Genomic DNA, 15136 nt, shown 5'->3' with positions numbered 1-15136 from the left:
AAGCGAGCCCGCCACCAGGCAGCGGCACGGGCGCGCCTGCCGGCAGCAACGACATCAACGCAGCTAAAGTCTTGCTCATGGCGTCACCTGCTGGTCCAGGCCGCCGCAGCGCAATGGCAGCGGCGCCGGCAATGACTGCGCAGCGGCAGGGCGCGCGGCCGCATCGGGTGCTTGCTGGCTGAGCCAGCCCGATAGCGCTGCCACATCGTCTGCCGCCAGGCGGCCGGCGATGTCGGCCATGCAGTCGGGCGCGGCGGCGCGGCGGGTGCCGCTGCGCCAGGCGCCGAACTGGGCGTTGATGTAATCGCTGGGCAGGCCCAGCAGGCCGGGGATGGCCGGCGCCACGCCACCGAGTGCCGCGCCGTGGCAGCTGACGCAGGCCGGAATCTTGCGGCTGGCGTCGCCGTGCAGCACCAGTTGCCGGCCGCGTGCCAGCGCTCCCGCACCGGCGTTGGCGCCGCTGCCCGGCGCGGCCGGCGGATAGACCGGGTGTTGCGCGGCGAAGAATTCGGCGATCTCGCGCAGGTACTCGTCGGACAGCTGGGCGACCATGTAGCTCATCATCGGGTAATTGCGGCGGCCATCGCGAAAGTTCAGCAGCTGGTTATACAGGTAGCCGGCCGGCTTGCCGGCGATGCGCGGAAAATAGGCGTCGCGCCGTTCTTCGACGGCATGGCAGGCGATGCAGGCCGCCACGCGCTGTTGCAAGGTGTCGGGCGGGGCAGCCCATGTGGGCGCGGCCAGGCTCAGGCTGGCGCTGGCAAGCATCAAGCGTGCAAGTGATCGCAATTCAGTCACCGGTCTCCTCCTGGTGGATCGCCTTCGAACGAGGCTGTCGGTTCAGGATATACCGATGTTGCCAAAAGATATAGTGGACAGAACGTCCCAGCGGCGCATCCGTCGGGTATTGCCGGCTGCGCCGTTGGCAGGAAGCGCGATCAGGTGCCGGGGTTCGCGGCAGGCTTGAGTGGACGCGGCAGCTTGACGGCTTTCAGCGGCTTGAGCTGGCCGCCAGTAGCCAGCCATTGCCGATACACGCGCAGCGCCACCTGGGCGTCGTCGGCAGCGTACAGCAACTGGCTGCTGGAAAGGCGCGGCAGGGACCAGTTGGTGGTGGAGATTTTTTTCGATTTTTGCAGCTTCTGGCCAAAGAACTTGGCCACTGCGGTCTTGGCGCCGAGGTCGTTGCGCTGGCCCGGGGTGCGCAGCGCCACCGACAGGTCCACCACGCCGCCGCAGCGGATCGCCAGCTTGGCGTGCAGGCGCTTGACGTCATCCGATAAACCAAAGCCGACCTTGAGCGGCGCAGCCGGTTCCAGTATCGCCTGCAGGACCGCCAGCGTGGCGTCGTCGGTGCGGCTGCCGACCTGGAACAGGTAAGCCTTGCTATCGGTGGCGAACTGGATCAGGTGCGGGCCGGTGGACACTTCGCCCTTGGTAAATGTCGGTTTCGATTCGGTATCGAAGCCGATCGCATCGCAGGCCAGCAGGGCGTCGCGCGCTGCCAGCGCCTGCTCCGGGGTTTTCACCAGCAGCACGTCCTCCAGCAACAAGCCGCCGTACGGCGGCAACTGTTCCTCCACCGCAGCAGCAGCAGAGGGCACACGCGGTGCACGGGGCGACACGTCCAAGGAATGAACCTTATTTGCGCGAGAATTTCGCGGTCAGCTGGTTGAGCTTGTCAACGCGGACACGGGCGGCTTCTTCGGCAGCGGCAGCTTCGCGCTCGGCCTTCTTGCGGTCGGCTTCTTTCTTGAAGCGTTCCTGCAAGACCTGGGTGGCGTGGGCGCGGTGGGTGTCGGTGACTTCGGCGCCGGGCGTGCCGTCGAGGTCGTGACGCACCTTGGCTTTTTCCATGACCTTCAGGTAGCGCAGCGAGCCGGTGTGGATGCCCAGCGCGGTCCGCATGATCTTGCGGTTCAGGTCGGGCATCACCGCCAGGATCTGCTTGTCGATACCGATCGACAGCGGCATGAAGTCGCGGAAAGCGGGGAATTGGGTTTGCAGTTGCTTGAGCAAGCTGCGCGGCGTCATGGCATCAGCGACGACAGCGGCGGCGGCCGGAGTGGTGGTGTCCGCTTCGGTGGCTGCAGGTGGAGTGGTAAGGCTAGTGTTCATCGACATCATAGGTTAAGCAACAATCGTCATCGTATCATGCGGCCCTGCGGAATGCAGTGCCTTTTCGACCAGCGTGACAATTTGCTCAGTGGGTTCTGTTGGTTAAAGAGTGGTAAGCGCCAGGGCGTATTACTGCGGCCAGGTGCGTTCGACGGCAAAAATGTGTATAATGTCCGACTCACCAGCGTGCAATGACACAGTTGGTAAAGCTACACAGAGTTGGAAGCAGGTTAGAAACACGCTAAAAACAAGCCCGTAGTTGCAAGCGGGCTTTTTTTATTCCGCAGGATTATCGTCAGCTAAATTACAACATTTCATCGATGCGCCCCGCTCAGTGCGGCTGGTGCGTGCTATGGCTTTTGTAATCCGCAGGCGGCTTCGCATCGAGAGATTTTTAATGACAAAAACGCCGAAAACTTTAACGTTGTCCGTCAAGACCGCCCGCGCCGGCTCCGCCCCGCTGGTTGTGCCGAAGACGACTCTATCTTATGTCATCGATAATGCGCAAGAGGCAGCGAGCAAAGTAACGGTAGTCAAAAAGAAAACGCGTCTGAGTTCCGCAACGGTCGAGCCGGTGGCGACCATGTCCGCCGCTGCCGACACCGATGCGCCAGCGCGTACCGTCAAGCTGGCGCGCAAGCCCGGCGACGCCGGCGATGCCGCCGAAACCGCAGCGCCAGTGGTGCGCACCGCGCCGAAATCGAAGCTGGTCAAGGCCGCCAAGGAACCGGCGCCGGTCGTCATTGCCACCGGCGGCACCACCGTCAGCCAGGTCACCGACGCTGCCACGCTCGCTTCGATCGACACCTCGGGCTACTTGCTGCCGAGCGTGAAGGTGCCGGGCCGCCGTGGCCGCAAGCCATCGGAATTCACCCCCGAGAACGACGAAGTGGCGGCGCTGAACGCGGTCGAACGTGCCGAACTGAAGGCCGTGTCGAAGGCGCGCGAGCGCAAGGCCAAGGGCGGCGCCGAGCTGCTGGGCCTGGACACCAAGAGCACCGCCGAAGAACTCGAGCGTCGCCGCGCCCAGATCAAGAACCTGATCAACATGGGCAAGGAGCGCGGCTTCCTCACCTACGCCGAGATCAACGACCAACTGCCGGAAAACATCATCGATCCTGAAGCGATCGAGGGCATCATTGCCACGTTCAACGACATGGGCATCGCCATCTACGAGCGCGCGCCGGATGCTGAATCGTTGTTGTTAAGCGACAGTGTCGCCACCGTCACGTCCGACGACGAGGTGGAGGCGGCTGCCGCCACCGCCCTGTCCACGGTCGATTCCGACTTCGGCCGCACCACCGACCCGGTCCGCATGTACATGCGCGAAATGGGCGCAGTAGCGCTGCTCACCCGCGAAGGCGAGATCGAAATCGCCAAGCGTATCGAAGGCGGCCTGAAGGATATGATCCAGGCCATCTCGGCCTGCCCGACCACCATCGCCGAAATCCTGGCCCTGGCTGCCAAGATCGACGCCGACGAAATGAAGGTCGATGACGTGGTGGATGGCTTTGTCGACGCCAACGAGTCGGCCCCGGCGCCGGTGGTGGCCGCGCCTGCCGCTTCGGACGACGACGAGGAAGAAGAACTGGAAGTGGAAGAAGAGGAAGAAACCGACGGCGCTGCCGGCGGCGGTGCTGCCGGCTTCTCCACCGAGCAACTGGCGCAGCTGAAAAAATCGGCGCTGGAAAAGTTCGCCCACATCGAAAGCCAGTTCGAAAAAATGCGCAAGGCCGCTGGCGGCTACGGCTCCAAGGCCTATGTCACTGCGCAGGAAACCATTTCGGCCGAATTGCTGGGCATCCGCTTTACCGCCAAAGTCGTTGAAAAGCTGTGCGACACCCTGCGCGGCCAGATGGAAGAAGTGCGCTCGATCGAACGCGCCGTGCTCGACCTGTGCGTCAATCGCTGCGGCATGCCGCGCGCCCACTTCATCAAGGTCTTCCCGGGCAACGAGACGGACCTGGACTGGGTCGATGGCGAAGTCGATGCCGGCTACCCGTACAGCACCGTGCTGGGCCGTAACGTGCCGGCCGTAAAAGAGCTGCAAAAGAAAATGATCGACCTGCAAGTCCGCGTGGCCTTGCCGCTGGCCGACCTGCGCAAGATTAACAAGCAGATGGCCGCCGGCGAAAAACGCGCGCGCCAGGCCAAGCGCGAAATGACGGTGGCCAACTTGCGCCTGGTAATTTCGATCGCCAAGAAATACATCAATCGTGGCTTGCAGTTCCTCGACCTGATCCAGGAAGGCAATATCGGCCTGCTGAAGGCGGTGGACAAGTTCGAATACCGTCGCGGCTACAAGTTCTCGACCTACGCCACCTGGTGGATCCGTCAGGCCATTACGCGTTCGATCGCCGACATGGCCCGCACCATCCGCGTGCCGGTGCACATGATCGAGACCATCAACAAGATGAACCGCATCTCGCGCCAGATCATGCAGGAAACCGGCAGCGAGCCGGACCTGGCCACCTTGGCGCTGAAGATGGAAATGCCGGAAAACAAGGTGCGCGAAATCATGAAGATCGCCAAAGAGCCGATCTCGATGGAAACCCCGATGGGCGAGGACGGCGATTCGCAGCTGGGCGACTTCATCGAAGACAACACGACCTTGGCGCCGCTGGACGCCGCGCTGCACGCGTCGATGCGCAACGTCATCAAGGAAGTGCTCGATTCGCTGACCCCGCGCGAAGCCAAGGTGCTGCGCATGCGTTATGGCGTGGAAATGTCGAACGACCACACGCTGGAAGAAGTGGGCAAGCAGTTCGACGTCACCCGCGAACGGATTCGCCAGATCGAAGCGAAGGCCATGAGCAAGCTGCGTCAGCCGTCGCGTTCGGACAAGCTGAAAACCTTCCTGACCCAGAACTAAGGTCGGAGGCTGCGGCCTGCCGCCCTGGAATGCCGTCCCGCACGCTAGCTGGACGGCATTTTTTTATCTTGATTTCAAGCTACAATTGCTTGAATGAAAACACTCAATTTCCTCTCCAAGTCCAGCTGGTCTGCGCTGGCAGTGTCAACTCTTTTGATGGCCGGCGCCCATGCTGCCCATGCCGCCGACACCTGCGGCGACTTCAAGCGCCTCGACGTCACCACGCCCGACGGCTTTTGCGCCGCCGTGCTGGCCGACGGCTTTAAATTCCCGCGCGGCATACAGCCGCTGAGCAATGGCGAACTGGTCGTAGTCGACATGCGTAACTGGGAACCGAAGCAGGGCCGCGTGTGGCTGCTCAAGCCCGATGGCGCGGGCCACTACCAGCAGGTGCTGCTGCTCAAGGGCCTGGACCGGCCCAACGGCATCGTGCTCGGCCCCGATGGCTTGCTGTACCTGGGCCTGGTGGGGCGCATCGTGCGCTTCGATCCGAAGAACCCGGAGGCCACGCTGATGGATGTCATCGGCGGCAAGTCGGACGTGGCGCCGCTGCCGGGCAAGGGGCGCCACTTGCTCACCAATATGCGCTTCGACGCGCGCGGCGATTTATACGTCAATGTGGGCTCCGCCACCGATCATTGCGAGGGCGAGAACGGCACGGCGCCGGCGGCCGACAAGCCCTGTGCCGAGGCCGAGGGGCCGCAGGCGCTGGGCGTGATCCGCAAGTACAAGCTGCTGTGGCCGATGGCCATGGTCAAGTCCTGGGAAAACTATGCGACCGGCCTGCGCAACTCGATGGCGCTGGCTTTGCATCCCGTCAACGGCGCGCTGTGGCAGGGCGAAAACGGCCGCGACGCCATCCAGGCTGCGATGCCGAAGCTCGCCAACGACAACGACTTGCCGCACGACGAGCTGAACCTGGTCGAGCGCGGCGCCAACTACGGCTGGCCCTACTGCTACGACAACAATCTCGCCAGTCCCGAGTATCCGGCCAGGGATTGCAGCGCCTTTCGCGCGCCGGCGCGGCTGCTGCCGGCCCACGCGGCGCCGCTGGGCATGACGTTTTATACCGGCAGCCGTTTCCCGGCCGACTATCGCAACAGCCTGATCATCGGCTACCACGGTTACCGCGACCACGGCCACCGGCTGGTGGCGCTGATGCCCGACAGCAAAGGCGCACCGCTGGGCAAGTCGGTCGAGCTGATCGGCGGCTGGAACAGCAAGCCGGGGCAGGGCATGGGCGCCCCGGTCGATGTCAAGCAAGGGCCGGACGGCAATATCTACCTGGTGGAAGACCGCACGGGCCGCGTGGTGCGCTTGCAATACGACGCGCCGTGAGTGGTCGTCCGGGCATCAGCGTGGCGGCCGAGGATCCGGAAACGGCGGACGCGGCGCTGCTGCTTGCCGAACTGTCGGATCAACTGCGCATGATCACCGGCAGCAGCGGCCAGGCCTCGTTCGATGTCAACGACGTGCGTGGCGTGCGCGCCCGGTTCGTGGTCGCCCGCGACGGTGACGGCCAGCCGGTCGGCTGCGGCGCCCTGCGCCCGCTGGAGCACGACGTGGCCGAACTCAAGCGCATGTACTCGCGTCGCACGGCGCCCGGTATCGGCGCGGCGGTACTGGCGCACCTGGAAGCGCAGGCGCGGCAACTGGGCTACGCCGCGCTGCGCCTGGAAACGCGGGCCGTCAACGCCCGTGCGGTGGCGTTCTACGAGCGGCTCGGTTACGTCCGCATCGCCAATTTCGGCAAATACGTGGGCCGCCCCGAGGCCATGTGTTTCGAGAAAAGGCTGGCCTCGGTAGCCTGGCAGCCTGTCGGACTTTGGGAGTCAGAGCGAAAAGACCGTGGTGGTCGACCAGGTGTTCCATTCGCTGTGCATGAATAGCGGTACCGGACACTCGCCGGAATATATGAATCGTATATAATTCGTATATTGAAAGCATACGAGGATCGCCCATGGGTATCGTCAACATCGACGAAGAACTGCACGACCAGCTGCGCAAGGCCAGCGCGGTCGGGTGCCGCTCCATCAACGCCCAGGCTACCTTCTGGATCAAGATGGGCATGCTGAGCGAAATGAACCCCACGCTGACCTTCAACGAGTTGCTGGCGCGCGAATTTCGCGCCGCCGGCGTGGAGGCGCAGGTGTTCAGGGAGACTGCCACATGATCAAGCGCCCGGAGGAAGTCGCCCTGATGGCGGAATCGGGCCGCCTGCTGGCTAGCGTCTTTACCCACCTGGACCGGGTCGATCTGATTGGCATGTCTACCATGGCCGCCAACGACCTGGTCGAGGACTTCATCGTCGAACAATTGCAGGCGCGGCCGGCCAGCAAGGGCCAGTACGACTACGCCTATGCGCTCAATGCCTCGCGCAACAGCGTGGTGTGCCACGGCGTGCCGTCCGCCACCGAGTTCCTGCTGGATGGCGACATCGTCAACTTCGACATTACGCTGGAAAAGAACGGTTTTATTGCGGACTCCAGCAAGACGTACCTGGTCGGCCAGGTGTCGAGCGCCGCAAAAAAATTGGTGCAGGTGACGTACGAGGCGCTGTGGCATGGGATTCACGCGGTGCGCCCGGGTGCGCGGCTGGGCGACGTCGGCCACGCCATCGAACGGCACGCGCGGCGCCATCACTACACGGTGGTGCGCGAGTACTGCGGCCATGGTATCGGCCGCGAGATGCACGAGGAGTCGCAGGTGCTGCATTACGGTAAACCGCAGACAGGACTGGTCCTGCGCGAAGGCATGGTCTTCACCATCGAGCCGATGATCAACCAGGGCCGGCGCGACGTCCACACCGAAGACGATGGCTGGACCGTCGTGACCAGCGATGGCAAGCTGTCGGCGCAGTTCGAGCACACGGTGGCGGTCACCCGCACCGGCTTCCAGGTGCTCACGTTGCGCCCGGACGAGCGCAGGTAAGTGCTGCCCGGCGGCTAATGGGCGCCGTGCTGACGGGGTAATGTGAGCCGCAGGCTGGCGCCGCCGCCTTCGCGGTTGCCCACGTCGAGCGTGGCGCCGATACTGTCGGCGCGCTCGCGCATGCCCACCAGGCCCCAGTGGCCGCTTTCCCCGCGCTGCATGGCGTCCGCTGGCATCCCCTTGCCGTTATCGCTCACCAGCATGGTCAGGCCGCCGGACGTGTATTCCAGGTCCAGTTCGATCTCGGTCGCTTCCGCGTGGCGGAAGGCATTGCAGATGGCTTCGCGGCCGATGGCAAATACCTCGTCCTTGACCAGCGGCGCCAGTTGACGCGGCGTGCCGCGCACCTGCATGCGGAAGCCCGGCGGCAGGCCGGCCGCCAGCCGTTCGCCGTAGCGGTGCAGCGCCGCTTCCAGCGGTTCGTCGGCGCGGGCCGACGAGCGCAAGCCCATCACCTCGTCGCGGCCTTCAATCATCGCCTGTTCGATGTAGCCGATGCCGCGCTCCATGGCCGCGCGCGCCGGCAGCGACGGCGGTATCTGCGCCATCGCCGTGTGCATCATCAGCACCGTGCCTTGCGCCTCTTGCAGGAAGGTGTCGTGCAGGGCGCGGGCGATGCGCTCGCGCTCGTGCAGCCGCTCCATGTGGCGCGCTTCGATCAGGCGCGCCACCTGCGCCAGGCGCCAGCGCCAGGCCAGCACCACCACCGCCAGCAGCACCAGCGCGCACAGCGCCTTGAACAGCAGGCTTTGCACGAAGGTGGGCGGGATCACCAGCTCGATGGTGGCGCCTGCCGTGTTCCACACGCCGTCGCGGTTGGCGGCGATCACCTGGAAGCGGTACGCGCCCGGTGGCAGGTTGGTGTAAAACGCTTCGCGGCGGTCGCCCGCATCCTGCCAGCTGTCGTCGAAGCCTTGCAGCCGGTAGCGAAAGCGCGCCCGCTGCGGCGCCGCCAGGCTTTGCGCGGTGAACGCAATGTGCACGTTGTTGGTCCCGCTGGGCAATGTCAACGGCGATCCAAGTGCGCGGGCTTTACCGTCGCTGCTCACGGAGCGGATATCGACCGCCGGCGGCATGGTGTCGCGGCCGATGGCGTCCGGGTTGACCAGCATGGCGCCGCCGGTGCCCGACACCCACAGCACGCCGTCGCTGGCCGCCACGATGGCGGGGAAGGGGCCGGTCGGCTGGACGTTGCCGCCCACCCCGTCCTCGCTGCCCAGCAGTTCGGCATGGACCGGCGCCGCTGCGCCGTTGCGTACGAAGGCTTGCACCTGGTCGGCGCCAATGCGCACCACGCCGGCGTGCGTGCGCAGCCACAGGTCGCCGTTGGCGCTAGTGGTCAGGCCGCTCACGCCGCGCAGTTCGAGTCCGTCCGCCAGCCGCAATGCCGCCAGCCGCAATGCTGCCGCCTGCGTGCCGCGCGCAGTCTCGACCAGGCGCGCCACGCCCCGTTCGCCTGCCACCCACAGCTGGCCCGACCGCTCGACGATGGCCAGCACGTTGCCGATGCCCTCGCCGTTGCCCGTTTCGACCAGGCGCACGGCGCCGTTGTCGATCAGCGCCAGGCGTCCGCCCTGGTAGCCGACCCACAGCCGGTTCTTGCTGTCGGCCAGCAGCGCCATGATGCGCGCCGGCGGCAAGCCGGGGTAGGGCGCGTCCCAGCGGCCGCTGGCCGGGTCGCGGCGCTGCAAGGGCTGGTTCAGAAAAGCGGCCCACAGCACCCCGTCGGCGTCTTCGGTCAAGGCGTTCACCCGGGCGTCGGCGCGGCCCTCGAACATCGGCGCGGCGATCATGGTGCGCTGCGCATCGCCGGCGCGCCAGATGCCGCCCCAGCCACCGAGCCACAAGCGACCGTCGCGTCCGCGCGCGGAACTCCAGAAGGCTGGACCTGCAGGGCCGTGGCGCACGCCATCGCGGCCGGTCAGCCAGGAGCGGGCGTCATCGCTCACCCAGACTAAACCTTGACCCTGGCCCTGGTCGGCCGCCGCCAGCGCCGGCGTGACGATGGCAGGCAGGTTGCGCGCAGCCGGCGGCAGCGGCGCCACGCGGTTGGGGCGGAACTGGTCGAGGCCTGCAACGGTGCCGACCCAGATGGTGCCGTCACGGTCTTCGTAAAAGGTTTGCGGGTTCATGCCGGACAGGCCGCGATCGTAGGCCAACTGCTGGCGCGGGTCGCCGACCTGGCCCAGGTCACCGGGCGCCACGCGCTCGACATGGGTCTCGCTCATCAGCCACATGGCGCCCTGGCGGTCGAACCACATGCCGCTGCCGGGCAGTTCCGGCTTCGGTGGTCGGGTGGTGGTCGCCTTGGCTGTGGACAGGCGGTAGTGGGCATCGCTGCCGTTCGACACCCACACCGTGCCATCGGGCGCGGCGGCCAGCGACGTCAATTCGATATCGGCCGGACTGGCCACCTGGAAGCGCGCCTCGCCCTTGCGCCGGTAGTACACCTTGCGCGCGCTCGATATCCACTGGGTGCCGGCGCGGTCGAACAGCACCTGGTAAATGGTCGCAGCGGGCGCGAAGCCGGCTTCAATCCCCACCCGCACCCAGCGGTCCTGGCGGCTGTCGAGCCAGGCCAGGCCGCCGGCCGTGGTCACCCACGTCACGCCGTCCGGCGATACCGTAAAACTGTGGGTGGCGCCCGGTGGAAAACCCTGTTCGGCGCCGTAGTGGCGCACGCGGTTGCCGAGGAAGGCGCTGGAGCCGCCGAAGCGGTAGCCCACCCACAAGGTGCCGTCGGGCGCGGTGTGCAGCGGCAGCACGATGGACGAGCGCAGTGCATTGCCGTTGATGGCGTCGTGCCGCTCGAAGCGCACGCCGTCGAAGCGATACAGGCCGGTGGGCGTGGAGATCCACAGCCAGCCGTCAAGGGTCTGGGTGATGGCCTGGATTTGCGTGGGTGCGCCCTGGGCGGCGGTCCAGGCGCGGTGCGCGTACAGGTCCGCCAGGGCGGCCGAGGTGGTGGCGGTGGAAAGTGTGGAAGGAGTGGAAGAAAATGCCGGCGGGGATGCCGCCAGCATCAGCAGGCAGGTTACAGCAGCGATCCAGCACGAGAAGAATTTCATGGGCGCAAGGATACCGGTTTTTACGTAAACTTGCCTCAATACACACAGCCCCTCCCGAACGGGAAGGGCTTACCTGGTTTACCTTGCTTACCTGGCTCAGCCGGTGTTGCGCAAGCCCGCCGCCACACCGTTGATCGACAGGTGGATGCCGCGATGCACGCGCTCGTCGGTCTTGGTCTCGGTGGTCAGCGCGCGGTGGCGCTTGATCAGTTCCACCTGCAAGTGGTTGAGCGGATCGATGTAGGCGATGCGGTTCTGGATAGACCGCGCCAAGAGCGGGTTGTTGATCAGCCTTTCCTCGGCCCCGGTGATGCGCTGCAGGATGGTCAGCGTGTTCGCATGCTCTTCGGTGATGCGCTTGAAGATACGGTCACGCAGCTCCTTGTCCGCTACCAGTTCGGCGTAGCGCGAGGCAATCGCCAGGTCGGTCTTGGCCAGCACCATGTCCATGTTCGACAGCAGGGTGGCGAAGAACGGCCATTCGCGCGCCATGACCTGCAGCTGCACCAGGCGCTGTTCCTGTTCAGCGCCGCCGTCGGCCACCCACGCGCCGATGGCGCTGCCAAAGCCGTACCAGCCCGGTAGCAGCAGGCGGCACTGGCCCCACGAGAAGCCCCACGGGATGGCCCGCAGGTCCTCGATGCGCTTGGTCGACTTGCGCGAGGCCGGACGCGAACCGAGGTTCAGCTCCGCGATCTCGGCGATCGGCGTGGCGCTGAAGAAATAGTCGGTAAAGCCCGGGGTTTCATAGACCAGGTTGCGGTAGGCCTTGTAGGCGCGGTCGGAAATCTCCGCCATCACGGTCTCGAACTGCTGCAACTGCGCCACGTGGGCCGCATCTGCCGGTTGCGGCAGCAGGCTCGCTTCCAGCGTGGCGGCTACCAGCAGCTCCAGGTTGCGGCGGCCGATGTCCTTGTTCGAGAATTTCGACGCGATGATCTCGCCCTGTTCGGTCAGGCGAATCTGGCCGTTGACGGTGCCATGCGGCTGCGCCAGGATGGCCTCGTACGACGGACCGCCGCCGCGGCCGACGGTGCCGCCCCGGCCATGGAACAGGCGCAGCTTGACGCCGGCGTTGGCGAACACGGTCACCAGGTGGGTTTCTGCCTTGTACAGCTCCCAGGTGGACGTGAGGAAGCCGCCGTCCTTGTTGGAGTCCGAGTAGCCGAGCATGACTTCCTGGATCTGGCCCTGCTTGGCGATCAGCGCTTTCACCAGCGGGATCGCCATTACCGCTTCCATGATGCCGGCCGCGCGTTGCAGGTCGGGGATGGTTTCGAACAGCGGAATGACCATCAGGTCCAGTTCCTGTTCGGTCACGCGCAGCAGGCCCATTTCCTTTTGCAGCAGCAGCACTTCCAGCAGGTCGGAGACGGTCTCGGTGTGCGAGATGATGTAGTTGCGGATCGCCCGGGCGCCGTAGCGGCTGCGGATCTCGCGCGCGGCGCGCAGCACGCCCAGCTCCGATTGCGTTTCGTCCGAATAGGCGATATACGGCGACGACAGCAGGCGCGCCTGGGACAGTTCGGCCAGGATCAGCGCGACCTTGGCGTCTTCGTCCAGGGCCGAGTAATCGGCTTCGGCGCCGGCCTTGGCGAACAGTTCGGACAGCACGCGCTCATGCACGTCCGACGACTGGCGCATGTCGAGCGAAGCGAGGTGGAAGCCGAAGATGTCGGCCGCGCGCTTGAGCGTGGACAGGCGCGGGCGCACCAGTACTGCGCCGTGGTGGGCTTCGAGCGACTCGACCATCACCTGCAGGTCGGCCGAGAATTCGGCGGCATTCGCGTACGGCTCGGCATGGCCCACTTCCTTGCGCAGGATATTGGTCGCGCCCAGCGCACGGGCGGTACTGGCCAGGCGCGCGTACACGCCGATCAGGGCGCGCCGGTACGGTTCGTCGGCGCGGTGGTCGGAGGTATCGGGCGACTGGTCGGCCAGCGCCTGCAGCGCCGGCGAGCAGCCGATCATCAACGTGGAAAGCGACAGCTCGGCGCCCAGCGTGTGTGCTTCTTCCAGATAGAAATCGAGGATGGTGGTGGCCTGGCGCGTGAGCGCGTGCTGCATGGTGCCGCCGTTGACGTTCGGGTTGCCATCGCGGTCGCCGCCGATCCAGCTGCCCATCTGCACATAAGGCGCGTCGATAGTCCTGGTATCGGCTTCACCGTAGTGGCTGGCGATGTCGCCTTCGATGTCGTCGTACAGGCCCGGCAGCTCGCGCAGGAAGGTGATGCGGTAGTAGGACAGGGCGTTTTCGATTTCGTCGGCCACGGTCAGCTTGGTGTAGCGCAGCATGCGGGTTTGCCACAGCGTGGCCACGCGCGCGCGCAGCAGGTGCAGGTTGGCCGCGTCTTCCTTCGGCGTCAGCGGCTGGTCGCGCTGGGCCAGCAGGCGCGCGATATCGTGCTCGGCGTCGAGGATCGATTTGCGCTGCACCTCGGTCGGGTGGGCGGTGAGCACTGGCGCGATCAGGGCGTCCTGGAAGAAGGTCTCGACGGTGTCGCGTTCAACGCCGGCGTCTTTCAGCTTGGCCAGCGCGTAGCTGACGCTGCCCTTCTGGGCGTCGGAACCGGCCAGCTGGTGGGCGCGGCGGCGGCGGATGTGGTGCTGGTCCTCGGCGATATTGGCCAGGTGCGAGAAATACGAGAACGCGCGGACGACGGTAATGGTCTGCTCGCGCGTGAGGATTTTCAGCATGCCGTCGAGTTCATTGGCGGCGGCCGTGTCGTCCTCGCGGCGGAAGCGCACGGCGGTCTGGCGGATGGTTTCGACCACGGCGAACACTTCTTCGCCTTCCTGGTCGCGCAGCACGTCGCCGAGCAGGCGGCCGAGCAGACGGATATCTTCTTTCAACGGCGCGTCTTTATCGGCGCCGGTTTGTTCGGGAATATTTTCAGCTTGGAAGTCGTCAGTTGCACTAAATTGGTTTGCCATGAGTTATGCCGCAAAGAAATAAAATGTCGGTGCAAAGGCGGGTGGCCCGGGTCTGCAAGAGGGTGAGCATGTTAAAATTTGTGATCTTAGACATGCACGCTTGACTGGTCTGCGCCGGTGGGCGGCAGCGACAGTGAAAGAACAGGTTTTGAAAACATCCGAAGTGGTTCAGATTACGCCATCCAGATTGGTGATCGCCTCGCGCGAAAGCCGGCTCGCCATGTGGCAGGCCGAGCATGTGCGCGAACGCTTGGCATTATTATATCCGCAGTGCGATGTCAAAATTGTCGGAATGACGACGCGCGGCGATCAAATCCTCGACCGTACCCTGTCCAAGGTCGGCGGCAAGGGTTTGTTCGTCAAAGAACTCGAAGTGGCGATGGCCGAAGGTCGCGCCGACCTGGCCGTGCACTGCCTCAAGGACATGCCGATGGAGCTGCCCGAAGGGTTCGTGATGGGCGCGGTGCTCGAGCGCGAAGACGCGCGCGACGCCTTTGTCTCCAACGACTACGCCACCCTGGCCGACCTGCCCGACGGCGCGGTCGTCGGCACCAGCAGCCTGCGCCGCCAGTCGCTGATCGCCGCCAGTTTCCCCCACCTGGTCGTCAAGCCGCTGCGCGGCAACCTCGATACCCGGCTGGGCAAGCTCGATCGCGGTGAATACGCCGCCATCATCCTCGCTGCCGCCGGCCTCAAGCGCCTGGGCCTGGCCGACCGCATCCGCTCGGTGCTCGATCCCGAGACCAGCCTGCCGGCGCCGGGCCAGGGCACGCTGGCCATCGAAATCCCCGAACGCAGCGACGGTGTCGACCTGGTGGCGCTGCTGGCGCCCCTGCACCACGAAGACAGCGCGCTGGTGTCGATCGCCGAGCGCACCGTCTCGCGCGTGTTCGGCGGCAGCTGCCAGGTGCCGCTGGCGTCGTACGCCACCATCGACGGCGACCAGATGCACCTGCGCGCCATGGTGGCCACGCCCGACGGCGCCCGCATGATCAGCGCCGAAGCGCGCGGCCCGGCGGTGGACGCCGCCGTACTGGGCGCGCAAGTGGCGCGAATGCTGGGCGAGCAGGGCGCGGTCGATATTTTGGCCGCGTGCCTGAGCGAAGCGGCGCAGGCCGACGACGCGGCCCGCTCGGCCGAACTGGCGGCCGATGCCAAAGCCGACGCCTCGGCGGAGCAGGCGCCCGGTCCGGCTCCAGCCCCAGCCCCGGCC

11 protein-coding genes are annotated in these 15136 nt (G+C 65.5%); 6 read left to right on the top strand and 5 right to left on the bottom strand.

Annotated features, from left to right (window positions below; genetic code table 11):
- Positions 1–75 precede the first annotated feature (75 nt).
- The 3 genes from DUPY_RS10890 to DUPY_RS10880 form a co-directional block, all read right to left on the bottom strand.
- Positions 76–789 carry a c-type cytochrome gene (locus tag DUPY_RS10890; protein WP_371851780.1) on the bottom strand — a complete coding sequence of 238 codons (714 nt, stop codon included), beginning with the start codon at positions 787–789 and terminating at the stop codon, positions 76–78.
- A 149-nt stretch (positions 790–938) separates the two neighbouring features.
- On the bottom strand, positions 939–1553 hold the full coding sequence (locus DUPY_RS10885; RefSeq protein WP_070247962.1) for a 3'-5' exonuclease: 615 nt from the start codon (positions 1551–1553) through the stop codon (positions 939–941).
- A gap of 88 nt (positions 1554–1641) precedes the next feature.
- Complete coding sequence (locus DUPY_RS10880) at positions 1642–2127, bottom strand: ProQ/FINO family protein (RefSeq protein WP_070247915.1); 486 nt, start codon at positions 2125–2127, stop codon at positions 1642–1644.
- Between the two features lie 388 nt (positions 2128–2515).
- Here DUPY_RS10880 and rpoD point away from each other — a divergent pair, with 388 nt between their 5' ends.
- From rpoD to map, 5 genes are all read left to right on the top strand, one after another.
- Positions 2516–4990, top strand: coding sequence for an RNA polymerase sigma factor RpoD (gene rpoD / locus DUPY_RS10875; RefSeq protein ID WP_070247913.1), 2475 nt, complete (start codon positions 2516–2518; stop codon positions 4988–4990).
- Positions 4991–5083: 93 nt separating this feature from the next.
- The gene (locus tag DUPY_RS10870; RefSeq protein WP_070247911.1) at positions 5084–6328 is read left to right on the top strand and encodes a PQQ-dependent sugar dehydrogenase; all 1245 of its coding nucleotides are present in this window, start codon (positions 5084–5086) and stop codon (positions 6326–6328) included.
- Positions 6325–6879 (top strand): GNAT family N-acetyltransferase, encoded by a 555-nt coding sequence (locus DUPY_RS10865; RefSeq protein WP_141749507.1) that lies wholly within the window; start codon positions 6325–6327, stop codon positions 6877–6879. The genes DUPY_RS10870 and DUPY_RS10865 overlap by 4 nt, the downstream gene beginning before the upstream one ends.
- Positions 6880–6950: 71 nt before the next feature.
- Positions 6951–7163, top strand: coding sequence for a ParD-like family protein (locus tag DUPY_RS10860; protein WP_070247909.1), 213 nt, complete (start codon positions 6951–6953; stop codon positions 7161–7163).
- On the top strand, positions 7160–7921 hold the full coding sequence (map, locus tag DUPY_RS10855; protein ID WP_070247907.1) for a type I methionyl aminopeptidase: 762 nt from the start codon (positions 7160–7162) through the stop codon (positions 7919–7921). The genes DUPY_RS10860 and map overlap by 4 nt, the downstream gene beginning before the upstream one ends.
- A 14-nt stretch (positions 7922–7935) precedes the next feature.
- Here the strand turns inward: map and DUPY_RS10850 are convergent, their stop codons facing one another.
- Entirely contained in the window at positions 7936–10989 is a 3054-nt protein-coding gene (locus DUPY_RS10850; protein ID WP_229255320.1) for a sensor histidine kinase, read from the bottom strand.
- A gap of 96 nt (positions 10990–11085) precedes the next feature.
- Entirely contained in the window at positions 11086–13923 is a 2838-nt protein-coding gene (gene ppc / locus DUPY_RS10845) for a phosphoenolpyruvate carboxylase (protein WP_070247904.1), read from the bottom strand.
- 163 nt (positions 13924–14086) lie between these two features.
- Here ppc and hemC point away from each other — a divergent pair.
- A partial coding sequence (gene hemC, locus DUPY_RS10840) for a hydroxymethylbilane synthase (RefSeq protein ID WP_229255324.1) occupies positions 14087–15136 on the top strand: 1050 nt, incomplete at its 3' end.

The sequence above is a fragment of the Duganella phyllosphaerae genome (assembly GCF_001758785.1).
In the GTDB taxonomy this organism is placed as follows: domain Bacteria; phylum Pseudomonadota; class Gammaproteobacteria; order Burkholderiales; family Burkholderiaceae_D; genus Rugamonas; species Rugamonas phyllosphaerae.
Note: the sequence above shows the minus strand (reverse complement) of the source record. Positions and strands in the feature narration are given on the sequence as shown.

Bases quoted from the DNA above. Each gene is read 5' to 3' on its own strand.
- ppc (WP_070247904.1), bottom strand. From the start codon at position 13,923: ATGGCAAACCAATTTAGTGCAACTGACGACTTCCAAGCTGAAAATATT.
- DUPY_RS10860 (WP_070247909.1), top strand. From the start codon at position 6,951: ATGGGTATCGTCAACATCGACGAAGAACTGCACGACCAGCTGCGCAAG.
- DUPY_RS10870 (WP_070247911.1), top strand. From the start codon at position 5,084: ATGAAAACACTCAATTTCCTCTCCAAGTCCAGCTGGTCTGCGCTGGCA.
- DUPY_RS10880 (WP_070247915.1), bottom strand. From the start codon at position 2,127: ATGATGTCGATGAACACTAGCCTTACCACTCCACCTGCAGCCACCGAA.
- map (WP_070247907.1), top strand. From the start codon at position 7,160: ATGATCAAGCGCCCGGAGGAAGTCGCCCTGATGGCGGAATCGGGCCGC.
- rpoD (WP_070247913.1), top strand. From the start codon at position 2,516: ATGACAAAAACGCCGAAAACTTTAACGTTGTCCGTCAAGACCGCCCGC.
- DUPY_RS10850 (WP_229255320.1), bottom strand. From the start codon at position 10,989: ATGAAATTCTTCTCGTGCTGGATCGCTGCTGTAACCTGCCTGCTGATG.